At 56.1% G+C, this 23,892-nt stretch carries 31 protein-coding genes; 16 read left to right on the top strand and 15 right to left on the bottom strand.

Annotated features, from left to right (window positions below; all coding sequences use genetic code 11):
- Positions 1-299: 299 nt before the first annotated feature.
- Complete coding sequence (locus GOV88_RS08250; RefSeq protein ID WP_171240098.1) at positions 300-974, bottom strand: SOS response-associated peptidase; 675 nt, start codon at positions 972-974, stop codon at positions 300-302.
- Between the two features lie 274 nt (positions 975-1,248).
- Here GOV88_RS08250 and GOV88_RS08245 point away from each other — a divergent pair, with 274 nt between their 5' ends.
- The 7 genes from GOV88_RS08245 (at position 1,249) to GOV88_RS08215 (ending at position 7,040) form a co-directional block, all read left to right on the top strand.
- Entirely contained in the window at positions 1,249-1,644 is a 396-nt protein-coding gene (locus GOV88_RS08245) for a hypothetical protein (protein WP_171240097.1), read from the top strand.
- Between the two features lie 154 nt (positions 1,645-1,798).
- Positions 1,799-2,179 (top strand): hypothetical protein, encoded by a 381-nt coding sequence (locus GOV88_RS08240; protein ID WP_171240096.1) that lies wholly within the window; start codon positions 1,799-1,801, stop codon positions 2,177-2,179.
- A gap of 178 nt (positions 2,180-2,357) precedes the next feature.
- Positions 2,358-4,316, top strand: a complete 1,959-nt coding sequence (gene thrS, locus GOV88_RS08235; RefSeq protein ID WP_171240095.1) for a threonine--tRNA ligase — start codon at positions 2,358-2,360, stop codon at positions 4,314-4,316.
- A gap of 220 nt (positions 4,317-4,536) precedes the next feature.
- Positions 4,537-4,839, top strand: a complete 303-nt coding sequence (locus GOV88_RS08230) for a DUF2282 domain-containing protein (RefSeq protein ID WP_171122091.1) — start codon at positions 4,537-4,539, stop codon at positions 4,837-4,839.
- Between the two features lie 70 nt (positions 4,840-4,909).
- A complete protein-coding gene (locus tag GOV88_RS08225) occupies positions 4,910-5,767 on the top strand; it encodes a DUF692 family multinuclear iron-containing protein (protein ID WP_171240094.1) in 858 nt (285 codons plus the stop codon).
- Entirely contained in the window at positions 5,764-6,525 is a 762-nt protein-coding gene (locus tag GOV88_RS08220) for a DNA-binding domain-containing protein (protein WP_171240093.1), read from the top strand. Before GOV88_RS08225 ends, GOV88_RS08220 begins: the two co-directional genes overlap by 4 nt.
- Entirely contained in the window at positions 6,522-7,040 is a 519-nt protein-coding gene (locus GOV88_RS08215; RefSeq protein ID WP_171122088.1) for a DoxX family membrane protein, read from the top strand. The genes GOV88_RS08220 and GOV88_RS08215 overlap by 4 nt, the downstream gene beginning before the upstream one ends.
- Before the next feature lies 1 nt (position 7,041).
- Here the strand turns inward: GOV88_RS08215 and GOV88_RS08210 are convergent, their stop codons facing one another.
- Entirely contained in the window at positions 7,042-7,410 is a 369-nt protein-coding gene (locus GOV88_RS08210) for a hypothetical protein (protein WP_171122087.1), read from the bottom strand.
- A gap of 41 nt (positions 7,411-7,451) precedes the next feature.
- Positions 7,452-7,769, bottom strand: coding sequence for an ArsC/Spx/MgsR family protein (locus GOV88_RS08205; protein ID WP_171240105.1), 318 nt, complete (start codon positions 7,767-7,769; stop codon positions 7,452-7,454).
- Between the two features lie 215 nt (positions 7,770-7,984).
- Here GOV88_RS08205 and GOV88_RS08200 point away from each other — a divergent pair, with 215 nt between their 5' ends.
- The gene (locus GOV88_RS08200) at positions 7,985-8,191 is read left to right on the top strand and encodes a cold-shock protein (RefSeq protein ID WP_170382500.1); all 207 of its coding nucleotides are present in this window, start codon (positions 7,985-7,987) and stop codon (positions 8,189-8,191) included.
- Positions 8,192-8,269: 78 nt separating this feature from the next.
- On the opposite strand, the gene GOV88_RS08195 is transcribed toward GOV88_RS08200, so the two are convergent.
- Positions 8,270-8,578, bottom strand: a complete 309-nt coding sequence (locus GOV88_RS08195) for a hypothetical protein (RefSeq protein ID WP_171240092.1) — start codon at positions 8,576-8,578, stop codon at positions 8,270-8,272.
- Between the two features lie 61 nt (positions 8,579-8,639).
- A complete protein-coding gene (gene thyX, locus GOV88_RS08190) occupies positions 8,640-9,551 on the bottom strand; it encodes an FAD-dependent thymidylate synthase (protein ID WP_171126468.1) in 912 nt (303 codons plus the stop codon).
- A 175-nt stretch (positions 9,552-9,726) separates the two neighbouring features.
- On the opposite strand from thyX, the gene GOV88_RS08185 reads away from it, so the two are divergent.
- The 3 genes from GOV88_RS08185 to GOV88_RS08175 are packed head-to-tail and all read left to right on the top strand — an operon-like array spanning position 9,727 to position 11,575.
- Positions 9,727-10,155 carry a VOC family protein gene (locus tag GOV88_RS08185; protein ID WP_171122084.1) on the top strand — a complete coding sequence of 143 codons (429 nt, stop codon included), beginning with the start codon at positions 9,727-9,729 and terminating at the stop codon, positions 10,153-10,155.
- A gap of 32 nt (positions 10,156-10,187) precedes the next feature.
- On the top strand, positions 10,188-10,856 hold the full coding sequence (locus GOV88_RS08180; RefSeq protein WP_174834510.1) for a DUF1194 domain-containing protein: 669 nt from the start codon (positions 10,188-10,190) through the stop codon (positions 10,854-10,856).
- A complete protein-coding gene (locus tag GOV88_RS08175) occupies positions 10,853-11,575 on the top strand; it encodes a DUF1194 domain-containing protein (protein ID WP_171126465.1) in 723 nt (240 codons plus the stop codon). Before GOV88_RS08180 ends, GOV88_RS08175 begins: the two co-directional genes overlap by 4 nt.
- On the opposite strand, the gene GOV88_RS08170 is transcribed toward GOV88_RS08175, so the two are convergent.
- The 3 genes from GOV88_RS08170 to GOV88_RS08160 form a co-directional block, all read right to left on the bottom strand.
- A complete protein-coding gene (locus GOV88_RS08170) occupies positions 11,576-12,073 on the bottom strand; it encodes a MarR family winged helix-turn-helix transcriptional regulator (RefSeq protein WP_171122081.1) in 498 nt (165 codons plus the stop codon). It abuts the gene before it with no gap.
- A gap of 78 nt (positions 12,074-12,151) precedes the next feature.
- A complete protein-coding gene (locus GOV88_RS08165; protein ID WP_171240090.1) occupies positions 12,152-12,409 on the bottom strand; it encodes a succinate dehydrogenase assembly factor 2 in 258 nt (85 codons plus the stop codon).
- A complete protein-coding gene (locus GOV88_RS08160) occupies positions 12,406-12,798 on the bottom strand; it encodes a helix-turn-helix domain-containing protein (protein ID WP_171122079.1) in 393 nt (130 codons plus the stop codon). Before GOV88_RS08160 ends, GOV88_RS08165 begins: the two co-directional genes overlap by 4 nt.
- A gap of 91 nt (positions 12,799-12,889) precedes the next feature.
- Between GOV88_RS08160 and GOV88_RS08155 the strand changes: the two genes are divergently transcribed.
- Positions 12,890-14,092, top strand: a complete 1,203-nt coding sequence (locus tag GOV88_RS08155; RefSeq protein ID WP_171240089.1) for a pyridoxal phosphate-dependent aminotransferase — start codon at positions 12,890-12,892, stop codon at positions 14,090-14,092.
- 11 nt (positions 14,093-14,103) lie between these two features.
- Positions 14,104-14,505: a hypothetical protein gene (locus GOV88_RS08150; protein WP_171240088.1), complete on the top strand. Its 402-nt coding sequence runs from the start codon at positions 14,104-14,106 to the stop codon at positions 14,503-14,505.
- On the opposite strand, the gene GOV88_RS08145 is transcribed toward GOV88_RS08150, so the two are convergent.
- Together GOV88_RS08145 and ppk2 are read right to left on the bottom strand one after the other, a co-directional pair.
- Entirely contained in the window at positions 14,506-15,879 is a 1,374-nt protein-coding gene (locus tag GOV88_RS08145) for an MATE family efflux transporter (protein ID WP_171122076.1), read from the bottom strand.
- 104 nt (positions 15,880-15,983) lie between these two features.
- The gene (gene ppk2, locus GOV88_RS08140; RefSeq protein ID WP_171122075.1) at positions 15,984-16,907 is read right to left on the bottom strand and encodes a polyphosphate kinase 2; all 924 of its coding nucleotides are present in this window, start codon (positions 16,905-16,907) and stop codon (positions 15,984-15,986) included.
- A gap of 126 nt (positions 16,908-17,033) precedes the next feature.
- On the opposite strand from ppk2, the gene GOV88_RS08135 reads away from it, so the two are divergent.
- Positions 17,034-17,909, top strand: coding sequence for an alpha/beta fold hydrolase (locus tag GOV88_RS08135; protein ID WP_171240087.1), 876 nt, complete (start codon positions 17,034-17,036; stop codon positions 17,907-17,909).
- 4 nt (positions 17,910-17,913) lie between these two features.
- On the opposite strand, the gene GOV88_RS08130 is transcribed toward GOV88_RS08135, so the two are convergent.
- Positions 17,914-18,522: a carboxymuconolactone decarboxylase family protein gene (locus GOV88_RS08130; RefSeq protein ID WP_171126458.1), complete on the bottom strand. Its 609-nt coding sequence runs from the start codon at positions 18,520-18,522 to the stop codon at positions 17,914-17,916.
- Between the two features lie 120 nt (positions 18,523-18,642).
- Positions 18,643-19,455, bottom strand: a complete 813-nt coding sequence (locus GOV88_RS08125; protein ID WP_171122072.1) for a class I SAM-dependent methyltransferase — start codon at positions 19,453-19,455, stop codon at positions 18,643-18,645.
- Between the two features lie 174 nt (positions 19,456-19,629).
- Between GOV88_RS08125 and parE the strand changes: the two genes are divergently transcribed.
- The gene (gene parE / locus GOV88_RS08120; protein ID WP_171240086.1) at positions 19,630-21,588 is read left to right on the top strand and encodes a DNA topoisomerase IV subunit B; all 1,959 of its coding nucleotides are present in this window, start codon (positions 19,630-19,632) and stop codon (positions 21,586-21,588) included.
- Here the strand turns inward: parE and GOV88_RS08115 are convergent, their stop codons facing one another.
- On the bottom strand, positions 21,589-21,933 hold the full coding sequence (locus GOV88_RS08115) for a hypothetical protein (RefSeq protein ID WP_171240085.1): 345 nt from the start codon (positions 21,931-21,933) through the stop codon (positions 21,589-21,591).
- Complete coding sequence (locus GOV88_RS08110; RefSeq protein WP_171240084.1) at positions 21,926-22,417, bottom strand: hypothetical protein; 492 nt, start codon at positions 22,415-22,417, stop codon at positions 21,926-21,928. Before GOV88_RS08110 ends, GOV88_RS08115 begins: the two co-directional genes overlap by 8 nt.
- Before the next feature lie 380 nt (positions 22,418-22,797).
- Here GOV88_RS08110 and GOV88_RS08105 point away from each other — a divergent pair, with 380 nt between their 5' ends.
- Complete coding sequence (locus GOV88_RS08105; RefSeq protein ID WP_171240083.1) at positions 22,798-23,079, top strand: hypothetical protein; 282 nt, start codon at positions 22,798-22,800, stop codon at positions 23,077-23,079.
- On the opposite strand, the gene GOV88_RS08100 is transcribed toward GOV88_RS08105, so the two are convergent.
- Positions 23,069-23,848, bottom strand: a complete 780-nt coding sequence (locus GOV88_RS08100) for an alpha/beta hydrolase (protein ID WP_171240082.1) — start codon at positions 23,846-23,848, stop codon at positions 23,069-23,071. The genes GOV88_RS08105 and GOV88_RS08100 overlap by 11 nt on opposite strands.
- Positions 23,849-23,892: the final 44 nt, after the last annotated feature.

Below are 23,892 nucleotides of genomic sequence, written 5' to 3'. Positions count from 1 at the left end.
CAGATCCTCTCTTAGCTCAGGCGGCCATCTGTCCCAAAATCCCTGATAACGGACAGTTTGGGATTTCACCATCTAAGTTTCGCAAATTGAGCGGTACGTAGGTAGCAAGGCCTCAATGGAGCGGACATTGGCGCAATGCGCCGCGAAGGTTCAGTTTCCGCCCAAAACGACAAATGCTAAGCCCATCACCTAAGTCGCCTTTGGGCTCGGTGCAGACATCTGACAAAAACTGTCGAATGTCCAAGGCGAGATGGTAAGCGGACATTCATTGACGTGAACTCTCTCCAACACCGTGCCGTTCAAAGACTAGTGTCAGACTTTTCTCCTACGCCCGATCTGACGATTTCCATCTCATCTGAGTCATAAGGCTTTAGCAGTTCAAAGGCCTGCGCTGCGCTGCCATCCAACCAGACCTCATAGTCACTAGGACGGAGTATGACTGGCATTCTCTGCGGATGTATCGGACGCACAATGTCATTCGCCGAGGTGGTTATCACTGTGTACGCAGGAACCTCTTCTGGGCCCTCTTTGCCTTCGTATCGCGATACTTGCCACATCCCGGCAAACGCAAATGGTGGGCGAGCCCCGGAGCCCTTGAGCGCGAACCAGTGGTATGTGGCTGGATTGCGCCCTTGCGCCTCGCAGAACGAACTTGCAGGTACGAGACAACGGTGCTCTTCGAAGCTGTTCTTCCACAGCCCGCTCTTCAGGACCTTGTCGTCCCGCGCATTGTTCCAGGCATGAGGTTGCAGGATGGCGCCAGTCTTTTTTGATTTCTTGGTCGTTCGAAACCCCCAGGACAGAGACACGAGTTCACGCGCCCCGTCTTCGTCTTTCATGACGATGGGCGCCATGTGCTTTGGGTAGATTGCTGGAAGCGGTTCCGCATTTCCGAGCCTGTCTTTTTCTACAGCGACGTCGAATAGCTGCCGCATAGCATCTGCCGGGGTCGTATTCGAATAGAGGTTACACATCAGTCTGCCTCACTTACCCCAGCCTCTCGGAAAAATAGGTGGCGAACAACAGTTCAGCCCACGATGCCGGAAGCCACGGCTACGCTAATCTTGAATGCATTTGTACAGCATCCCCAGGAAATTTGAGAGAGAGACAAAAATGCTGGCACCTGTACGACCTTGCCTGGTGCATCTATCGAATGCGCAAATGATCGCAATTTGGCATCCATTATGCTATATAAAATAGATACTTATCACTTGGCGCCTTCACTTTCTGAGAACAGAGGAGTCCACTGTGCCAACACCTCTCTTTAAGCCTGGTCATCCCGGTAATCCGGGTGGGCGACCCAAGCTGGACCCCGAGACAAGAAAGTTGATCCAGTCGAACGGCGAGATCGCTGTGAAACGCATGAACGATCTTTTGTCGATGGACGAACTCTTCAATCGCCGAGATGAGAACGGTGAATTTGTAGCAGGAAAACTTTCGGGAAAAGAACAAATTGCCTTGCTGGCCTTAGCTCAGGACCGAGCATTTGGACGCGCTGATGGCGTTAGCATCACCCATACCCACAGCGGAACTGTAGGCATGAGTGTCAATCCAACACAGCGGCTCAAAGAGATCAGCGACCGCCTTCCAGAGAGATTGGCTCAACAGAAGGTGATTGAGGCAAAACTGAATGACGCCGAGTAGTCTCCAACCATCACGTAGCTATTGCCAGGTTTAGAGGTTTGGGTTTGTGCCTACAGGCCATGCGCCCGCGCACGTAAGCTCCCCCGATTTGACGACCTTGCATAACATCTGATAGCTACTGCCCCCCTTTCCAAAAAATTAGGAGGACCTGCAGATGTGGGTAGCATTCTCGACGCCCGAGGGTTCAGGCTTTTTCTCAGCTGTAGCAAAGGATGAGGACGGCAAGACCAGCGGGCCGCACATGGGGTCTCGCGTCTGTCTGCGGTTCCGCCGCGCTCAAGACGCCGAACTTCTGCGCGATTATGGTATGGACGGCGAGGTGATCGAAACACCGGACGGCGACTATCGTTTCCGGGCGTTCATCCCACGCAACCACCTCGTGACCGTGCTGATGAACTTAGGCAATCACATGTCCTACCCCAATTTCAAGAACAGCATTCCCGAGGATGACATACTACTAGCAAACGCCTGCCACGAGGCATGGGCAGTGTTCGGCGACTTACAGGAGGGCGGGCCATACGGTGCAGGACAGTGATTGCACCGCCCTCACAATCGCTATATGAGACGCCTCGTGGCTTTATTGTCGCCAAAAGCCACAAAACAGTGACGAGTGACGCCGAAACGTCCAGAAAAATTACTGTTTTCAGAACCTTAAATGGCGATACCCGCAACCGGGCGTTCAGTGGGCGCCAAACCGACGAGGAGAGCCAACCATGGCCCTGGATTCAAAATCCGTCTCTCTCACTTTTCCCGATGGCAATGCACGTTCCTATGACGCAGGCGTAACGCCCGCGCAGGTGGCTGCCGATATCTCGACCTCGCTGGCCAAAAAAGCGATCTCGGCCACGGTCGACGGCAAGCATTGGGATCTGCAATGGGCCATCGAAGCAGATGCCCAAATCGCCATCCATACCATGAAGGATGAAGATCAGGCCAATGAACTGATCCGCCACGATCTGGCGCATGTCATGGCCCGCGCCGTGCAGGAAATCTGGCCCGCCACCAAAGTCACCATCGGCCCCGTGATCGACAATGGCTGGTACTATGACTTTGACCGCGAGGAACCCTTCACGCCCGAAGATCTCGGCCTCATCGAGAAAAAGATGAAAGAGATCATCAACAAGCGCGACCCCGTCACCACCGAGGTCTGGGACCGCGACCGCGCGATCGAATTCTACAAAGCCAATAACGAGCCCTATAAGGTCGAGCTGATCGAAGCCATTCCGGGCGATGAACCGCTGCGGATGTACTGGCACGGCCACTGGCAAGACCTGTGCCGCGGTCCGCACCTGCAGCACACCGGCCAACTGCCCGGCGATGCGTTCAAGCTGATGTCCATCGCGGGCGCCTATTGGCGTGGTGACAGCGACCGCGCGATGTTGCAGCGGATCTATGGCGTGGCTTTCACCGGCAAGGAAAAGCTGAAAGCCCACCTGCATATGCTGGAAGAGGCTGCCAAGCGCGACCACCGCAAGCTGGGCCGCGAGATGAACCTGTTCCACATGCAGGAGGAGGCCCCCGGTCAGATCTTCTGGCATCCGAACGGTTGGAAAATCTACACCACCCTTCAGGACTACATGCGCCGAATGCAGGAGCGTGACGGCTATGTCGAGGTCAACACCCCGCAAGTTGTCGACCGCAAATTGTGGGAGGCCTCGGGTCACTGGGACAAATATCAGGAAAACATGTTCATCGTCGAAGTGGACGAAGAGCATGCCCGCGAAAAGGCAATCAACGCGCTGAAGCCGATGAACTGCCCCTGCCACGTGCAGGTGTTCAATCAGGGCCTGAAGTCCTATCGCGACCTGCCTCTGCGTATGGCCGAGTTCGGATCTTGCGCGCGTTACGAACCCTCGGGGGCGCTGCACGGTATCATGCGGGTGCGGGGGTTCACGCAGGACGATGGCCATATCTTCTGCGCCGAGGATCAGATTGAATCCGAAACCGCCAAGTTCATCGCGTTCCTGTCCAAGGTCTATGCCGATCTAGGCTTCCACGACTGGACGATCAAACTGTCCACCCGCCCCGAAAAGCGGATCGGGTCCGATGAAAGCTGGGATCTGGTTGAAAAGGCCCTTGGGGATGCCTGTAAGGCCGCCGGGTACGACTATGAGGTTCTCGAAGGCGAAGGGGCGTTCTACGGACCTAAGCTGGAATTCACTCTGACCGATGCAATTGGCCGGACATGGCAGTGCGGAACTCTGCAGGTTGACCCCAATCTGCCCGAGCGTCTGGACGCCAGCTTTATTGGCGCAGATGGCGCGAAACACCGCCCCTTCATGCTACACCGGGCGACGCTGGGTTCGTTCGAGCGTTTCATCGGCATCCTGATCGAGGAACACGCTGGCAAACTGCCTTTCTGGCTGGCCCCGCGTCAGGTTGTCGTCGCCTCGATCACCTCCGAGGCCGATGACTATGTCTCCGAAGTGGTGGAAACGCTCAAAGCGGCAGGCGTGCGGGCCGAAGCGGACATTCGCAATGAAAAGATCAACTACAAAGTCCGCGAGCATTCTGTCGGTAAAGTGCCGGTGATTTTGGCCGTCGGTCAACGCGAAGTCGAAGACCGTACCGTCAGCGTGCGCCGTCTGGGTGAAAAACAAACTCAGGTTCAATCCCTCGAGACTGTAACAATTGAGCTGTCAAAGGCGGCAACTCCGCCCGATCGGCTGTAACATTCAGCATCAATTTGACTGCGATCCGGCCCCAAGACGGGGCCGGATTGAAATATTTTCCATTTTCGAATTCAAAAACAATGTGTTACCCTTCAAGAGGGCATGACCTTGCCTGACGGGGTTGTGAGACACGGGCTCGTGAATTTAACTGAGTCCTCAAAGCCACTACCTTTGTCATTGTCAAACACAGACATACGCAGTCATCAAAAGGATTTCCGAGATGTCGAACACCGCTAAATCCCTCGTTATCGCAAGTGCCGTTGCAGCAGCAGTATCTGGCATGGCCACCACCGCGACCGCGCAAGCCAAGGAAAAGTGCTATGGCGTATCGCTCGCAGGTGAAAACGATTGCGCCGCGGGCCCCGGCACCACCTGCGCCGGTACATCGACCGTAGATTATCAGGGCAACGCCTGGACCCTTGTCGATGCGGGCACCTGCGCCGATATCGAACTGCCGAAATCGGCAGACGGTTCGGACCGCAAAGGCTCGCTGGAGCCGCTGGAACGCGACCTGCCGGCATAAGCCTAAGCCTTGAGGAATTTGGGGGCGGGCCATAACGCCCGCCTCTTTTTCGTGACCGGGGAATATTCTCATGCTGGACAATGCAATCCGATCGAACAGACTGCCTTCGGCACCGGGCGTCGGCTACAAGCCCCAGCACTTTGCCGAGATCCTCGAGCACGCGAACCCGGTTGCCTGGCTTGAGATTCATGCCGAGAACTATATGGGGGACGGCGGCAGGCCGCTTGCGCAGCTTCGTCACCTTTCAGAACAATTCCCCATTTCAGTTCACGGCGTTGGCCTATCCATCGGAGGAGAGGCTCCGCTGGATTCCGATCATCTGTCCCGCCTGAAGCACCTTGTCGGCTGGCTCAACCCCGCAAGTTTCTCGGAACATCTGGCTTGGTCGACCCATGACAGCCATTTCCTGAACGACTTGCTGCCCTTGCCCTATACCGACGCAACCCTTGCCCGGATTTGCGAGCATATTGATCAGGTGCAAGACGTTGTTGGCCGTCAGATGCTGCTTGAAAACCCTTCCAGCTACCTCGCCTTCGAGGAAAGCACCTGGTCCGAGCCCGAGTTTTTGGCCGAGATCACCCGGCGCACCGGATGCGGTTTGTTGCTGGACGTGAACAACGTATTTGTCTCGGCCACCAATCTGGATTTCTCTCCACAGGGCTACATAGATGCCTATCCGCTGGACAAGGTCGGAGAGATTCATTTGGGCGGCCATGACGAAGACGAAGATGACCACGGCCACCCTTTGCTGATCGACAGCCACGGGCGCGAAGTCGTTGACCCTGTTTGGGCGCTGTTGGACTTTGTGCTTGAGAAATCAGGCCCAAAGCCGGTTTTGATTGAATGGGACACAGACGTACCGGACTGGCCTGTCTTGAGGGCCGAGGCTGAACGGGCGCAGACGGCGTTGGACCGCATTCCGGCATGAGTGTATCTCAGACCGCATTCCATACTGCATTGCTGGATCCCTCCCAAGCGGTTCCCGACGGGTTGGTGGATTCATCCGATCAACCTGCTGGTCGTCGTTTCAGCGTTTATCGCAATAACGTGGCCGTTTCGTTGACCGAAGCGATGCATCAGGCCTTCCCGGTGATCACCAAGCTGCTCGGTACACAGAACATGGATGGGCTGTCCGGGATATTTCTGCGCAAGCACCCTCCGACGACCCCGCTGATGATGTTCTATGGCGAGGAGTTTCCCCAGTTTCTGACCGGGATGGAGCAGTTGGCGCATCTTGGATACCTCGCGGATGTTGCCCGTTTGGAATTGGCGCTGCGCCGCTCTTACCACGCCGCTGACAGAACGGCAGTCGACGCCGAGGCTCTGACCGTTTCTCCCGAAGAAGTCATGCAGGCGAAACTGGAATTCGCTCCGTCGATGCAAATTATCCGGTCCGAATGGCCGATATTCTCGATCTGGCGCTTTAATACGCAAGACGATGCACCAAAGCCTCAGGCCATCGGCGAAGATGTATTGGTCACCCGACCCGAATACGATCCCGCTCCGCACTTGCTGCCCGCAGGCGGCGCGGATTGGATCGCAGATATGATGACCGGTTTGACCATTGGTCAGGCGTTTGAAAACACATCTGCGATGACCCCCGAGTTTGATCTCGGGAACACACTGGCGCTACTGCTGCAAGGTGGCGCCATTACTTCTGTGACTATCGAAAGGCTGGCACAATGACTGCCCTGATCTCTCTTCACAACAACGTTCTGGGACGGCTGGACAGCTCAGCCAACTGGCTGACCCCGACGCTTGCACGGTTGGTTTTTGTTGCTGTTTTGTTTGTTTACTATTGGAACTCTGCGACGCTGAAAATAGATGGATCTATTTTCTCGGCCTCTGCCGGTGCGTTCGGTCAGATATTCCCCAAGGCGGCTGAGGCTGTTCTGTACGACGTCACCCAGATGACCTTCTTTCAACGCATAGTGATCTTTCTGGGTACGGTTGCCGAGTTTGTTCTGCCGGTCTTGTTGCTGGTTGGACTGCTGACTCGGGTCGCGGCGCTGGCCATGATCGGGTTTGTGTGGGTGCAAACGATTGTCGATGTAACCGGCCACGGTGTGAAACTGGGCGGCCTTTTCGACAATGCTATCACACTGATGGATCAGCGCGTCATGTGGACGTTCCTGTTCCTGGTGATCGTCATCAACGGCGCAGGTCCGATCTCGCTTGATCGTCTGCTGCGCCTGAAGTGACCTAGAAATGCGCCTTGGGCTCGTCCGGTTTACCCGCGGCCAGCCCAAGGAGGCCCGCCACCGCAGCAAATGCCACAGGGAACATTGTAAACGCATTGAACCCAAACGCGTAATACATCCCAGCCGCGGAAATCAGCAGTAAGACCCCACCGAACAATGCCCGCGCATGAGCCATGGCCCCACCCGCGATTGCCAGCAGGGGCGCAATGATGGACATGGTTTGAATAAGCTGGGCGTTGTCCACTTGCTCGGCCAACCCTTCGACTTCGCCGAACCGGTCAATCAGCTCTACATAGCCGTAGCCAAAAAAGCCGACAATCATACCGATCAGTCCGGCAATCACACCCAAAATCATCGCTGCGTTACGCATTTCTTGTCCTCATTCTTGCGTCAAAGCAGATAGGTACGCTTTCAGGAAACGCCAAGTGCTGTCTTGGTTTCGGGGGTCCAACCCAAAAAAAGCGCGCCATCCCGTTCAATCAGCGGTCGTTTCATCAGGGTCGGATGATCCTGTATCAGCTCCAACGGAGGTCGCGCGCGCTGCTCTTCATCCAGACCACGCCATGTGGTTGACCGTGTATTAAGCAAACCACCGCCGAAAATATCGAACGCCTCAGACAGTACAGATTCAGGCACGCCTTGGCTGCGAACATCAACAAATTCGGCAGAAGGAAGTGATTTCAAAGCCTTACGGCAAGTATCACATGTCTTTAGGCCAAAAAGGCGCATTTTTAGGCAACTCCTGATTTTGAGCCAATTTTTAGCATTTTCGCCTGCTTCTTTCGGTAATTCTTGATTTTTTACTTCACCGTGCAATGTTGAAAAAGACGAAATGCGCAATCCGGGCCGTGGCGTGTGGGCGAGGCGGTGATGTGTTGCGGTGGCGTCAATCACTACCCCCACCAATTTGTGGGACAACGTGTAAGTAGAAGGAGACACGGGAAATGCCAACTGGCACCGTGAAATGGTTTAATACCACTAAAGGCTATGGGTTTATTGCCCCTGATGAGGGCGGCAAGGACGTATTTGTTCATATCTCGGCCGTAGAACGGTCCGGTCTGACCGGGCTCGCTGACAATCAGAAAATCTCGTACGAGCTGCAAGACGGACGTGATGGCCGCCAAATGGCCGCTGATTTGAAGCCGCTTTAATTTCCCCGTTACTGCGGGAACTAAAAACAGGCCAACGGCTAATTTTCAGCCGTTGTCCGCCGCTAAAGGTGTGCGACCTTACCCTCGGGCCGGTTTATCTTCGGCACGGGTATGCCAGTCTTGTCCCATTGCCACAATGCATGACGTGCCCGTCGAATACGTGACGAACATGGTCCAGTCACCTGATTTACTGGTCCAGACCTCCATCAACTGTTCGGGTCCACGCAGGCCGGTTGCGTGCCGCTTGGCCCCGAACTGACGAAGAAGCTTGTCATGCATTTTCGGGGTCGGTTCGCAGATCACTTCGGCTATTGGCGACTTGGCAGAAACCGGAGTCGCCAACAACAAACCAACGCATACGTATCTAAGAGGTGTCACAAATGTCATGCACCGATCGTAACAGTTTCATGACAAAATGTATAGACAACCGATATGCCTTATCCGGGCATCATCCTTTCTGGATGACACCCTGAAACTCGCGCCATTCCCGCGCGGTCATCCCTGAATTCTCCTGTGTCACAGCCTCGCCCGACAGCATTCTGCGCAGGCAATCGACCATCTGCGCAGACAGGTTCACCGCGCCCAGCCGATAGTCTTCGAACGCACGATAGGCAAACGGCACCCAGTCGGCGACGATCTTGCACATGGTGTCGGCATAAACACGGATTTCATACTGAGCATGCGGGTCAGCGCGCAAACGCAGGAAGTGGAACAGATTGTGCAGGTCCACCTTCCAATACCATTGCGTATAAATATTTGCAGGCAAGTTCATCCGCGCCAATTCGCGCGCCAATCCTTGCTGGCCATCCTGACTGATCATCGCCTCATAGTTGTCGTAACAGCGGGCACTGTCTGCCTTGAGCATTTCCAGAACGCGCGCGGCCTCTTCCCCCTGCAGGGCGTCACCTCGGCCCTGGTTGTTGATCTCGGACTGCGCCGCGACGTGGTCGGGCGCGGGGATGTAGAACTCACGATCAAGGATCGAGTAACGGGCCGAGTATTCGTTCACATTTGCCGTCCGGTGCCGAATCCACTGACGCGCGACAAAGACGGGCAGTTTGACGTGCAGCTTGATCTCGCACATCTCGAACGGGGTCGAGTGCCAATGCCGCATCAAATAGCGTATCAGGCCTTCGTCGTTCTGAACGGATTTGGTGCCCTTGCCATAGGAAACGCGGGCGGCCTGACAAATGGCGGCGTCATCGCCCATATAGTCGATCACGCGCACAAAACCGTGGTCCAGGACCTGATGCGCGGTGTAAAGGTGATCCTCCATTCCCGCTGCCACAACGCGGCGTGTTGGATGCGATTGCGCCCGTTGCGCTTCGATCTCGGCCAGTTGGTCGGTGGACAGCGGCATGAATATTCCTTTCCAGCAATGAGTCGCCCACCACTATATCTCGACAACTCCACGACCGGAACCGCGATATGTGCGCCCTGCACAGCAAATTTTAAAATGTGCCCCGGCGGCCTCTCGACACGCTTGGTCTGCGCGCTAATCTGCAGGCTATCACCGAAATAGAAAGGAAGCCGCAATGGGGCTCACATACCTCCACACCATGGTGCGTGTTAAAGATCTGGAGAAATCCATGGCGTTTTATGAGCTGCTTGGCCTGAAAGAGACACGCCGTTACGAAAGTGAAGAGGGGCGTTTTTCCTTGATCTTCATGGCGCCTCCGGGACAGGAGGATCGGCCGATCGAGCTGACTTACAATTGGGATGGCGATGATGCGCTGCCCAGTGACAGCCGGCATTTCGGGCACCTCGCCTATGGCGTGGACAACATCTATGACATTTGCCAGCAGTTGCAGGACAATGGCGTGGTTATAAACCGCCCGCCACGTGACGGCAGAATGGCTTTCGTGCGGTCACCTGACAATATTTCTGTCGAACTGCTCCAGAACGGTGAAGCCTTGGCTCCAGCAGAGCCCTGGGTCAGCATGGACAGCACTGGCCACTGGTGATCCGCTGGCTTGCAACATTAGGTTTGGCCTTTATGGCCGGCTCCCTGAAGGCCGAGACCTGCCGCCTCGCCCTTGCGCTGGCTATGGATATCTCGACCTCGGTCGATGCGGCCGAGGATGTCTTGCAGCGGCAGGGTTTAGCCGCTGCCCTTATCGCGCCCGAGGTCACGCAGGCGTTTTTCTCGTCGCCCATGCCCGTTGCCCTGGCCGTTTACGAATGGAGCGGCCGCGACACACAACACGTCATTCTGGACTGGACGATGATCCGAACGCAGGCTGATCTGCTGACCGCAGCCGCGACAGTTCAAGGTTCGGTCAGAACCGACAGTGGTTCAGCCACCGCCATGGGATACGCGCTGGCATTCGGGGCGACGTTGATGCAACAGGCCCCAGCGTGCCTGTTCCAAACCATCGACCTGTCTGGTGATGGGTCTAACAACGATGGGTACGGGCCAGATTCCGCGTACAGGCACTTCCCGTTTGAAAACACGGTGGTCAACGGTCTGGTCATCAATGCCGCGGATTTTGAGGGAGAGTTGTTTCTCATCCCGTTTTTCGAAAACAACGTCTTGCATGGCCCCGGCGCGTTTCTGGAAGTCGCGCAGGGGTTCGAGGACTTTGAGCGCGCAATGCGCCGCAAACTGGAACGCGAACTGAAAGGGCTGCAAATCGGCGCCCTTCAAGATGCCGACCCCGAATGATACGCCCGATCGCGATTGCGGCTTCTTTTCTGGGCAGCCCGGCGGCGTGTGACTGCAGACAGGCGCTGGCCCTGGGTCTGGACGTATCGGGGTCTGTCGATCAGGCGGAATACCGGTTGCAACTGGACGGTGTCGCTGCTGCATTGCAAAGCCCGGAAGTCCAACAGTTGATTCTGTCCGAAGGGTTAGCTCCGGTGCGAATGGCGATCTTCGAATGGAGTGAAACTCATCACCAGCGTATCCTTGTGAACTGGACCGATATCCGCGTTCGCCAAGACCTTGCGCGGATCGAAGCCAAATTAAGTTCGGTGACCCGCAGCAACGCGCCGCAAGGCACGGCGCTAGGGTCGGCGATGCGGTTCGGGGCCGATCTATTGGCGCAACAGTCCGAATGCTGGAAACAAACACTTGATCTGTCGGGGGATGGCAAACGCAACCTTGGCCCCCATCCACAAGAGGTCAAGAACGAGCTATCCCGAAGTGGGATCACCATCAATGGGCTGGTCATCGGTGTCGACGACGCCGATCAGTCCGATCAGCGCACGGTTCAGGTTAGTGAACTGACGGCCTATTTCACTACCTCGGTCATAATGGGCCCCGATGCTTTTGTGGAAGTCGCGCTGGGGTTTGACGAATACAAAGCTGCGATGACTCGCAAACTGATCCGAGAACTGGAGGGCCTGTCCCTGTCCGCGGTCGGCCGGACCGCCCGCCCCTAGCTAGTAAATATAGCGGATCTGATCCGTCCAATACCGCTCCACCCGGCGCAGTGACCCCGTGATATCCTCGATCCCTTCGAATTCCAGCACCCCGCGGGATTGCAGACCTTCGGCATGACGAGAAAACAATTCGGATACGATGTCACGGATCTGTCGCCCTTGTGGGGTTAGTCGGACCCGAACGGAACGGCGATCAATCTCGCACCGTTGATGGTGCATATACCCCATTTCCACCAGTTTTTTCAGGTTATAGCTGACGTTGCTGCCCTGATAGTAGCCGCGACTTTTCAATTCACCAGCCGTAACCTCGTGATCGCCTATATTGAACAGAAGCAACGCCTGCACAGCGTTGATTTCCAACACGCCGACGCGTTCAAACTCATCCTTGATGACATCCAGAAGCAGACGGTGCAGCCGCTCGACCAAGGCGAGCGCCTCAAGGTAACTGGTCATGAAACCCTTGGCCGCCGGCGCGGAGACCTGCATTTCCATACTCATCCGATCCTCCGATTCAATCGCGCTGTTTCACGCAGCATGAATCGAAAAACCGAAAAATCAGTTAAGTCCGGTTTCTCGTTATTTTTGAAACGTTTGAGCGATATCCGAAATTAAATCGGAATATCGCGCAGGCGGCGCGACCTGACCTGTCACCCACTGATAGAGGTCCTGATCATTTTCGTGCAGAAGCGCGTCATAGTTATCCAACCCGCCCCCATCCATTCCAGCTAGGTTCCGATCCGCATATGCCGACAAAATCAAGTCCATTTCCTTGATCCCCCGACGCATAGAGCGCATTTTCAGGCGTTTGATCCTGACGTCCCGGGTTTCGGTCATTTGCTTTGCTCCAGCATCAGTCGGACGCGCTTTTCCAGACGCGCTGCGCGCTCGGAACTGGCGCGCATTTCACCCCGGATCGAGCGTAGTTCAGCAACGACCTCGGCCAGTTCGGGCGCGCTTTCGTCGGCTTCGACAGGCGCATCCATCCCCTCGCCTTCGCCCGTCAGCAACCACATAATCGAGACATTGACCATACCAGCCAGCATCGACAGACGGTTGGCCCGAGGCTCGGACAGGTCATTTTCCCACGCCGCGATCGTGGCCTTCTTTACCCCCAATCGGCGCGCCAATTGAGACTGTGTCATTCCACCGGCTTCCCGCGCGCCAGCCAACCGATCCCCGAATGTTGCAGCGTCCGGCCCATACCAGTCGTTTTCATCGTTCATTCGGGTCTCCAATTCTATAGGTCATATTGCTTGATCGTCATTCGGGCGCACCCTATGACAGACAAGTTGATCATTCAAACAGAGGGCCCCAATGAGTTTCCTGTCTGCGACACTGTCACGCGTAAAACCGTCGCCTACAATCGCAATGACGGCCAAAGCCGCCGAATTGAAGGCCGAAGGACGTGACGTTATCGGTCTAAGCGCCGGGGAACCGGACTTTGACACCCCTCAGAATATCAAGGACGCAGCGGTCGCCGCCATCGCCGCGGGCAAGACGAAATACACAGCACCCGACGGCATCCCCGAACTCAAAGAGGCCGCTTGCGTCAAGATGAAGCGCGATCACGGGCTGGAATATACCCCTGCGCAGATTTCAGTTGGCACCGGGGGCAAGCAGACGCTTTATAACGCGCTGATGGCCACGATAAACGAAGGCGATGAGGTGATTATCCCCGCCCCCTATTGGGTTAGCTACCCTGATATGGTGTTGCTGGCGGGCGGTACTCCGGTGATCGTGGAAACAACGCTTGAAAACAGCTTCAAGCTGACCCCAGACCAGCTTGAGGCCGCGATCACGCCTAAGACCAAGTGGTTCATCTTTAACTCTCCGTCCAATCCCACCGGCGCAGGGTATAGCCGCGCGGAACTGAAGGCGTTGACGGATGTTCTGATGCGTCACCCGCATGTGTGGATCATGTCGGATGATATGTACGAACACCTGGCCTATGACGGGTTCGAGTTCTGCACCCCGGCAGAGGTTGAACCTGGGCTGTACGAACGCACACTGACCTGCAACGGCGTGTCCAAGGCCTATGCCATGACCGGTTGGCGGATCGGATACGCGGCGGGGCCGGTGGAATTGATTGCGGCGATGCGCAAAATCCAATCTCAGTCGACGTCAAACCCCTGTTCCGTCAGCCAATGGGCAGCGGTCGAGGCTTTGAATGGAACACAGGCGTTTCTGGCCCCGAACAACGTGACGTTCAAACGTCGCCGCGATCTGGTGGTGCAGATGCTGAACGATATTGACGGCATAACCTGCCCCACGCCCGAGGGCGCATTCTATGTCTATCCATCCATTGCGGGGCTAATCGGCAAGACATCACCTGCGGGCACTGTGATCGAAAACGACGAGGCGTTCGCAACCGCCCTGCTGCAAGAGGCGGATGTGGCCGTCGTGTTCGGCGCAGCCTTTGGCCTGTCGCCGAATTTCCGCGTCAGCTATGCAACGTCGGACGAGGCGCTGACCGAAGCTTGCACACGCATACAACGCTTTTGCGCGTCCCTGACCTGATCGGAGGTTTCATGACAGCAATGTTGCCTGAATACTATTTCCGTGTTCGAGAAAACGGTGCAGTGGTTTTCAAGATCGACACTGAAAACCGCCAGCGCCGGATCGAGATGGATCAGATTGCTGTCATCAACATCCGCAACGGTGAGGTCAAACCACATGGCCAACGCTCGCTGTCCGAGGCGGATCGGACTGAAATCGAGCGGTGGATGGACGAGCGCAAAGAGCTGTTGGCCCGCCGGGATATCGACGACATTCACCGGGCGGTCGACTACCTGAATCTGACCGCGCAATGGGCGCAATCCAAGGCAACCGACGAACAGCTTGAATACGTTACGGACCGGTTGCTGCTGGCGATGCACGATCTGCGGTCGGTGCTGGTGCGCAAGAAAGCTGATCGCTTGGACAAAAGCTGATCAGGCCGAATTGCTGGCGGCCATCGGAACCCCGCGAACGGACCGTAGCCAAAACCGGGCCATCAGAAGAACGGCTGCGCAGGCCAGTCCCAGAACGAGGCCGAGCCAGACGCCGATGCCGTCCATCCCGCGGACAAAGCCAAAGTAATACGAGGCCGGGATTCCAATTACCCAATAGCTGAGCCCCGCCATCACCATCGGTATCTTGGCGTCCTGCAACCCTCGCAACAGGCCCAGGGCGATAACTTGCGCTCCGTCCACCAGTTGAAACAGTGCCGCCATCGCCAGAAGCCCGGTGCCGATCAGCAAGATTTGCGAGCGCTGCGGATCATCGGGTTCCATGAATAGCGAAATCAACGGCTCGGCGCAGGTCAGGAACAGGATCACCGTCAGGATCGACATCACCAATGACATCCCCGTCACCGCGATCGCCCCTTTTTCAAGATGCGCCCGATCTTTGCGCCCCAACGCATTGCCCGCACGGATCGTGGCCGCATTGGACAGCCCGAGATGCACCATGAACGTGGCGGAGGCGAGGTTCAGCGCGATCCCGTGGGCCGCCAGAGGCACCTGACCCAGCCAACCCATCATGATCGCTGACATTGCAAACAGGCTGACCTCGGCCAATGTGGTCAAGCCGATGGGCACGCCCAAACGCAGCACGCTGAAGAAGAATTCCCAATCCGGCCGCCAAAAGCGTTGAAACAGGCTGTGTTCAGGCAAAACGCGCACTGCATAGATTACGACGAATACCAATGAAACGATCTGTGTCACGACCGAGGCAATAGCCGCACCAATAACGCCAAGCTCTGGCGCGCCCCAGTTTCCAAAGATCAGCGCATAGTTGGTGAACCCGTTGACCACGGCGGCTGTGACGGTGATCCACAACACGATCTGAGTGCGTTCGAGCGCCGCCAGATAGGATTTCAATACCATTACTATAAGCGCCGGAAATAACCCCCAGCCTGCAACCCGCAGGTATTCGGATGCGGTTTTGGCCACTTCCGGCTCCTGATCCAATGCAATCAGGATCGGGTACGACCACCACAAAAGCGGCATCATCAACGCCGCATAGATCAGCGACAGCCACAGCCCCATGCGGGTCGAGCGACGAATGCTCGTCTCGTCCTCTTCGGCGGCGGCGGTGGCTACGATGGGCATGACGGCCCACCCAAACCCAGCACCAAACAGAAACAACACAAAGTAATAGCTGCTGGCCAGCGTGACTGCGGCCAGCGCCTCGACCCCATACCATCCCAGCATGATGGTATCGGTCAGACCGATGGCAAACTGCGCCAGATGCCCGCCGATCAACGGCAGGCCCAGTACGGCAATGGCCCGGAAATGGCCGCGATATGTCATCACCTTGTTCATTGCCCCAGCCTTATGCCCGGCCAGAGGCCGGGACAAGACCAGAACAGTGAAATTTCACAGTGAGACTATGAAACCCAAGGCAAAATCCACGCCCCGGACACCCCCTATCGCGCGTCAGGGTGCAGCGAGTTACCCAGAATATGCTCGGACCGATGGATCACGTGATGTGCCTGTCCGACAATCAGCGGATCGGGTTCACCCACGATGTCATGGTCCTTATCCGGATAATCCAGCGTCGACAGGAAGTGACGCATCGTATTGAGGCGCGCGCGCTTCTTGTCGTTCGACTTGATGATGGTCCACGGGGCGTCGGCTGTGTCTGTATAGAAGAACATCGCCTCTTTCGCCTCGGTGTAGTCCTCCCACTTGTCCAGGCTGGCCTTGTCGATGGGAGACAGCTTCCACTGCTTCAACGGATCAGTCTCGCGGCTTTTGAAACGGCGCTGCTGTTCGGTTTGCGTGACCGAGAACCAGTATTTGTAAAGCTGAATGCCGGAACGAACCAACATACGCTCTAGCTCTGGGGTTTGCCGCATGAACTCAAGGTATTCATTCGGAGAGCAGAACCCCATGACCCGCTCGACACCCGCACGGTTGTACCAGGAGCGGTCGTAGAAAACCATTTCCCCAACCGTTGGCAATTCCTGCACGTAACGCTGGTAATACCATTGGCCTTTTTCTTCCCATGTCGGCTTGTTCAGGGCCACAACGCGGGCTTGCCGGGGGTTCAGATGCTCCATGAACCTTTTGATCGTACCACCCTTGCCTGCGGCATCGCGCCCCTCAAACAGCAACACGAACCGCTGACCGGTCTCCTGCGCCCATAGCTGGACTTTCAGCAATTCGGCCTGCAACTGGGCCTTTTGTTCTTCGTACGTTTTACGGGCCAACTTGCGGTCATAAGGATATTTGCCGCTTTCGAAAGCATGGCGAATTTTGTCCGGGCTGGGCTGGCGTTCTGTGTCGGCCAAAGGTGGTACGATTTGAACCTGACCGTTTTTCTGTTCGATCTGCGCCGCTGTTTCCATTCAGTCTCTCCTTGCTACACTGTCCGACAAGGCATCTAGCAGAATGTGAAAAAACGCGCTTTGATTGGTGTCAAACTGCTACATCTTTCTTGTCGCGTTTACGTAAACACTCCAAGGGGTTCCGCTATGGAAAACAGGTTTATCAAGCTTAATGGTCAGAGTTTTTATCTGCGCAGTTGGGGCGACCCTTCGCTGCCGGTGATGCTGATGCTGCACGGCTTCCCTGAATATGGCGGTGCGTGGGGCGATCTGGCCCCGCACCTGTCAGAACACTTCCATTGCATCGCCCCCGATCAGCGCGGCTTTGGTCAAAGTTGGGCCCCAGCGGGAACTGATCACTATGCCCTGTCCAAACTGGTTTCCGACATGGCAGCCCTCATCGAGGATGCCGGTGCACCCGTTTGCGTTCTGGGTCACGACTGGGGCGCGGCAGTGGCCTACGGGCTAGCCATGTTCCGGCCGGAACTGGTCAGCAAGCTGATTATCGCAAACGGGGTTCATCCGGTTCCGTTTCAACGTGCCCTTGCGGAAGGAGGCGCACAGTCAAAAGCATCCCAATACATCAACGACCTGCGCGACCCAAACGCGGCCCAGCGGTTCTCGGCCGATGATTTTTCCCTATTGGAACGCTTTTTCCGGCGCGGCATGGGGGTTGACTGGCTATCTGACGAACAAATGCAGGACTACCGCACCGAATGGGCGCGCCCCGGGCGGCTTGATGCGATGCTCAATTGGTACCGGGCGTCACCTCTGATCGTTGCCGACCCGGATAAGCCCCTGACTGACCTGCCGGACTTGCCCTTGGATCGGCTGATGATCAAATGTCCGCACCTGTTGCTTTGGGGACCCGAAGACACCGCGCTGCTGCCCGAGTCGACTGCCGGGCTGGAGGACTTTGCCCCGGACCTGACCAGGATCGACATTCCCGGCGCTGATCATTGGCTGCACCATCAGCGCCCCGAGGTTTTGGCGCAGGAAATCAAGAACTGGATGGCGTCTTGACCGCCTAGCGATGCCCCCAATCGGCCGGGTCGTCCGAGTTGTTCGGCGATAGCCCAAGAACATCACCATCCGTCGAACAGCCAAGCCCCAGAACCGTCCGGTTGGCATAGGAGAAATACGCACAGACCTGATTGATCTCGAGGATCTCGCCGTCATCCCACCCGGCCTTCCGCAACGCCTCGACATCGGCCGCAACCATGTCTGACGGGGCTTCTGTCAATTTGCGCGCATACATCATAGCGGCGATTTGTGCCGCGTCCAGTGGGGCGGATTGGGGGGAACCTGCCTCGATTGCCGCGCGAATGGCATTGCCGCGATCGGGGTCGTTCAGCAGGCGTTGCAATCCGCTGAAATGATGTTCAACGCAATAGGCGCAGCGATTCAAGGAACTGACCCAAACACCCAGCACCTCAAGAAACCATTTCGGGATCGTATTGGCAGAATGGTGCAGGACATTCTTATAAAGCGCCATGTGGCCTTCCATCGAATGCGGCCGCAAGGAATGCACCATCATAATATTATCCACATTATTTCCGGGGCCGGTCACACGGTCGTACAGTTTTTTCAACCTGCCCGATGCCTGATCGAACGGAACTGTCTTGATCCAACTCATTCGGTTTCCTTGCTTTTTTCACACACAACGAGCGCACCTTAGACGCCCGCGACAAGATCTACGAGGGCCTATCGCGGACCAGTTTTCTGTTTATCACCCCGGATGCGGTGCCGAGATTTCTCAGTCCAAGCGACAAACAAACATTGTGGCGGACAAAGGCATCGTCATGCCATCTGGGCCAAAGCGATTTTCCAATTCGGCCCTAAATTCCTTAACGACGTCCTCGGGGTCGACACCGCCGCGTTCATTGATTTCGTCAATCAGCGGGTTCCCAAAAACCAACGATCTGGAGAACACCTCCAGATCCTGAATCTTCTTTTGAATTTTAATGGTTTCATGCGTTACGTTGCTCCACCCGGCGGAAGACAGATCGCCAAGAACGGTGGCAGGATCGCCATAGTGAAAAGGAACTTTGTAGAACCCAGGCGGGTCGTCAGGAAAAACCTTCTGCATAAGCTCGTGTGCCATCTGCGAAAATGGGTTCTCTGACATTGGGCTCCAGACATTGAAGACATATCTGCCGCCCGGCCGCAAAACGCGCGCTGCTTCTCGATATGATGCGATTTTGTCGGGAAAGAACATTACGCCGAACTGACAGACCATTAAGTCAAATTCCGGCCCGTCAAACGGAAGCTCCATCGCATTGGCAACCGCAAACTGAATGTTCTCGTCACCGGAAAACTTGGCCTTCGCCACTTCCAGCATCGGCGCGTTCAGGTCGGTCACCAACAGACTTGCCTCTGCCGGTAACTTGTCCCGCAAGAATCTGCTGACTATTCCGGTACCCGCCGCCAGTTCAATCACCGAACTGGCGGGCTCATCGCAGCACTTTTCAGCAATGAGTGCCGCGTAGTCGACGAAGATATTTGGCCCCAGACCCTTGTCGTAATGTGTCGGTATATCTCCTACGAAACTGGCCGAGTTCGTGGTCATTTCAAATTCCCCCAATTAATTGATAATGCCAAGTGTCCCAATCTTATGCGAAAACGGGCTAACGCGCGAATGGCGGCCTAGGTTTGGCAAAATCCCACAACACTTCGCGTCCCTCTTCCCCCGGACCACATCACCTGCCATAATGGGCAAAACCCAAAAACAAGAGCAGCACCGATGCCCGACGATCTGTTGACGCCCAGCGCGACCGCTACATATGACGCCTCTTCGATCGAGGTTCTTGAAGGTCTGGAACCCGTTCGCAAACGCCCCGGCATGTATATCGGCGGCACGGATGAGCGCGCTTTGCACCACATGGTCGCGGAAATCCTCGACAACTCGATGGATGAGGCGGTCGCCGGTCACGCCAACCGTATCGAGGTTGAGCTGCACGAAGATTATGCGCTAACCGTGCGCGACAACGGACGCGGCATCCCGATTGATCCGCACCCCAAATTCCCCGACAAGTCCGCGCTTGAGGTCATCCTGTGCACCCTACATGCGGGCGGTAAGTTCTCGGGCAAGGCCTACCAGACCTCGGGCGGTCTACATGGGGTTGGTGCCTCGGTGGTGAATGCGTTGTCGGATTCTATGGTTGTGCAGGTGGCCCGTGACAAGACGCTGTTCGAACAGCGGTTCTCGCGCGGTATCCCACTGGGTCCAGTGGAAAAGGTCGGCGCAGCCCCCAACCGGCGCGGCACCACGGTCACCTTCCATGCGGATGCCGAAATCTTTGGCCACCACAAATTCAAACCGGCACGACTGTTCAAGTCCATCCGCTCTAAGGCCTACTTATTCTCGGGCGTCGAAATCCGCTGGAAATCGCATATCGACGACGGCGAGACCCCGACCGAGGCGACGTTCCACTTCCCGGGCGGCCTGTCCGATTACCTCAAGGAGACGATGAACGGCTCGTCCACCTATGCCGAACAACCCTTCGCAGGCACCGTGGACTTCACCGAGAAATTCGGCACACCGGGCAAGGTCGAATGGGCGATCAACTGGACGCCCTCGCGCGATGGGTTCATCCAATCCTACTGTAACACCGTCCCCACCCCCGAAGGCGGCACCCATGTGGCGGGATTCTGGGCCGCGATCCTCAAGGGGATCAAGGCCTATGGCGAGTTGATCAACAACAAGAAAGCCGCGCGGATCACCCGTGATGACCTGATCACCGGCGGCTGCGCGCTGGTGTCGTGCTTTATCCGCGAGCCGGAATTTGTGGGCCAGACCAAAGACCGCCTTGCCACAGTCGAGGCGCAGCGACTGGTCGAAAATTCAGTCCGCGACCATTTCGATAACTGGCTGGCGGCGGATACGAAATCCGCCGGCGCGATACTCGACTTTGTGATACTCCGAGCCGAGGAACGTCTGCGCCGACGGGCCGAGAAAGAGACACAACGCAAGTCCGCCACTAAAAAACTTCGTCTTCCCGGCAAGTTGGTGGACTGCTCTAGTTCAACACGCGACGGCACCGAATTATTCATCGTCGAGGGAGATTCTGCGGGCGGCTCCGCAAAAATGGGCCGCGACCGCAAAACACAGGCCCTTTTGCCCCTGCGCGGTAAGATCCTGAACGTGCTGGGTGCGGCCAGTTCCAAGCTGGGCACCAATGCCGAGATCAACGACCTGACCCAAGCGCTGGGTGTGGGCCTTGGCACCAAGTTCAACGTCGACGACCTGCGCTATGACAAGATCATCATCATGACCGACGCGGATGTGGACGGCGCGCATATCGCGTCCTTGCTGATGACGTTCTTCTTCACCCAGATGCGGCCCATGATTGACGCGGGCCACCTTTATCTGGCCTGCCCGCCCCTCTATCGCCTGACCCAAGGCGCCAAGCGTGTCTATTGTCTGGACGAAGCCGAGCGGGACGAATGGCTGGAAAAAGGTCTGGGCGGCAAAGGCAAGATCGACGTTTCGCGCTTCAAGGGTCTGGGCGAGATGGACGCCAAGGACCTGAAAGAAACCACGATGGACCCGGCTTCGCGCAAACTGATCCGCGTCACGATTGACGAGGACGAACCCGGCGAAACCGGCGATCTGGTCGAGCGCCTGATGGGTAAGAAGCCTGAACTGCGATTCCAATACATTCAGGAGAACGCGCGGTTTGTTGAGGAGTTGGATGTCTAGCTACGAGTCGTCTGCGCGTAGATCCTTCAGTAGCTCATCAACTTCCTTATCAGCATCGAAAGCGATCCTTCTGGCCGTCTCGTAGAGCTGACGAAAGTCTTGGGTTGTATAGTGATAATTTGAGACATCTTTTAAGTCTTCGTCTGTAAACCTGTCGACAGTGTCTCCTTCGTCGTTTCGAATCGAGAGCGTGTAATCTCCTGCACTCGAAAGAGCTAATCGAACTGTACGTCTTCCGACCGGTGCCTCCAACGTGCGCGAGAATTGATCCCATTCCCAATCAAGTTCACCGGTATCGGTTTTTTGCTGAACCGCCCCGAACAGCTCGATCCATTTTTTACTCATTTCTCGCGTGCCCCTTTAGATACTCTTGAATGGAGATCAATTCATGCAGTATCAACTCAATTGTTTGTTTGGACTTGAGCGTATCCATAGCCATGCCCCGTTCTTCTGCTGCGTCCGCGGATCGCGCCAAACGCTTAATTAGATCCAAAACTGTTTCTAGCTTTGTACGTTTTTCTCCTAAGGAAACTCTGTCCGCAGACAACAACCTGACCACTTCCAATTGAGCGGTTTCCAAGTTTTCGGAAACCCGCTTCCAGTCTTTTCCCCTAATTTCATGCCGCGCACTTTTTAGATTTTCTACAATCGAGCCGATGCTTCCTACAGCATCAAATGCTGAAAAGAGTGAAACAGCATTTTCTGCCACAATACTGGCCTTTTTTGCTCTCCGCGCAGCTAGAAAGGCAAAAATGAGTGAAAGAGCACCAAAAATCGTCCCGAGAAGACTGTACCCCGTCCATAAATAGACAGCTTCTAAAAACGCCATATTTAAAAAAACAGCCTCCAGTTTTCTTGAAACACATGAACTAAATTCTATTAATTATCAACAACTAGATCTTCATTCACAGAAGCGCCCCCCCAACGTCACAAAAATCACCAACTGCTCAAAAGACGACAAAAAACAACCGGGCTGCATTGCAACAAAAACTCAAAAAATGCTTGTTAAGCCTTCGGTATACCCGCAGTGTTTTATATCCTGCAGTGACAGAAAGATTGAGACGTCATTTTTTACATCCGCCGCCGCCCCTTGCCTAACCCGTTGATCTCGTTCACACTTACTCTCAACCCGTCATTCAAGAACGACATTTGAGGTTCCCGAGCGTCCAAGACCCATTTGACCCACTGATTTTTCAACGGGAGGACGACATGAAGACAGTAACCCTTGGGTTGGCCCTGGCCCTGCTGGCCAGCCAAGTGACCGCGCAACAAACGCTCAGCACTGCATCGCCAATTCCGGATGGGGCTGAGACCCGGTTTTGCTATTACGCAGGCATGGCCTATTCACAGGACGCTTTTGTGGTGATCTTCGGCGATAATACTGTGACTGACACGATCAGTACCCGTGAAGAGCACCTGCTGCGCTGTGTTAAGAACGACGACGGCTCACTCAGCTGGAAACCCCAAAGCAGCTTCCAGATCAGCCGGTGACACCCGACGTCTGATCCAGCCAGTCCGCAATCTGTCCGGCCGGGCCTTCCCAGCCGGGCTCCATGAACAGAAAATGCGCGTGGTTTTCTACGGGCAGAAAGGTTGCGCGTTCTCCGTACAGATTGGCTAGCGAGCGACAGGTGTTGGGGTTCACGGCCCGGTCCTCGGTGCCGGAAACGATCAGAACGGGGCAGTCGACCTTATCCCTGTCCACCTTCATCGCGTGGTGGTCGTCGAACATCCAAAAGAACATCTCGAACATCACCCGCCCGCTTTCGGGGCCGAGCTGGTCGAACACCGCGTGCTGCTGCGCCTCGGGCAGTTTGTTCAGCGCAAAAGGGGCCATCAGATCGAAATCGACGCGCATGGGCTGTTTCCAGAACGCCCCGCCCTCCATCAGCGCACGCGGTACAGCGCGTTCGTCATCGGTTTCGGGCAACGTCCCCCAGGCCGCGTTCGGGTTGATCAGGACAATGGCGCTGGCCAGCCCACGAGACGCCACCTGCTGCGCCACAACCCCCGCGATGGCATGGCCCAGCAGCACAGGCTTGCTGTCCAGCCCCTGCACGAATGCGGCAATGTCATCGGCGTAATCCATAACGCTGGTATCGGTCAGACCGGGGTCAGGCTCGGCCTTGGGGTCTCCAACATGATAGCGCAGCGCGGGGGTGTGTACCGTCCAGCCGCGCGCGCGGAAGAAGCCCGCGTAATCCTGCATACACCACGGCCCGGCAAAGGCCCCGTGGATCAGAACTATCTCTTTGGTCATGAAAATCTCCCTCACCTGCACACAGTATGCGAGGTGAAGGAGCG

Source organism: Ruegeria sp. HKCCA5491 (assembly GCF_013034565.1).
GTDB lineage: Bacteria > Pseudomonadota > Alphaproteobacteria > Rhodobacterales > Rhodobacteraceae > Ruegeria.
Note: the sequence above shows the minus strand (reverse complement) of the source record. Positions and strands in the feature narration are given on the sequence as shown.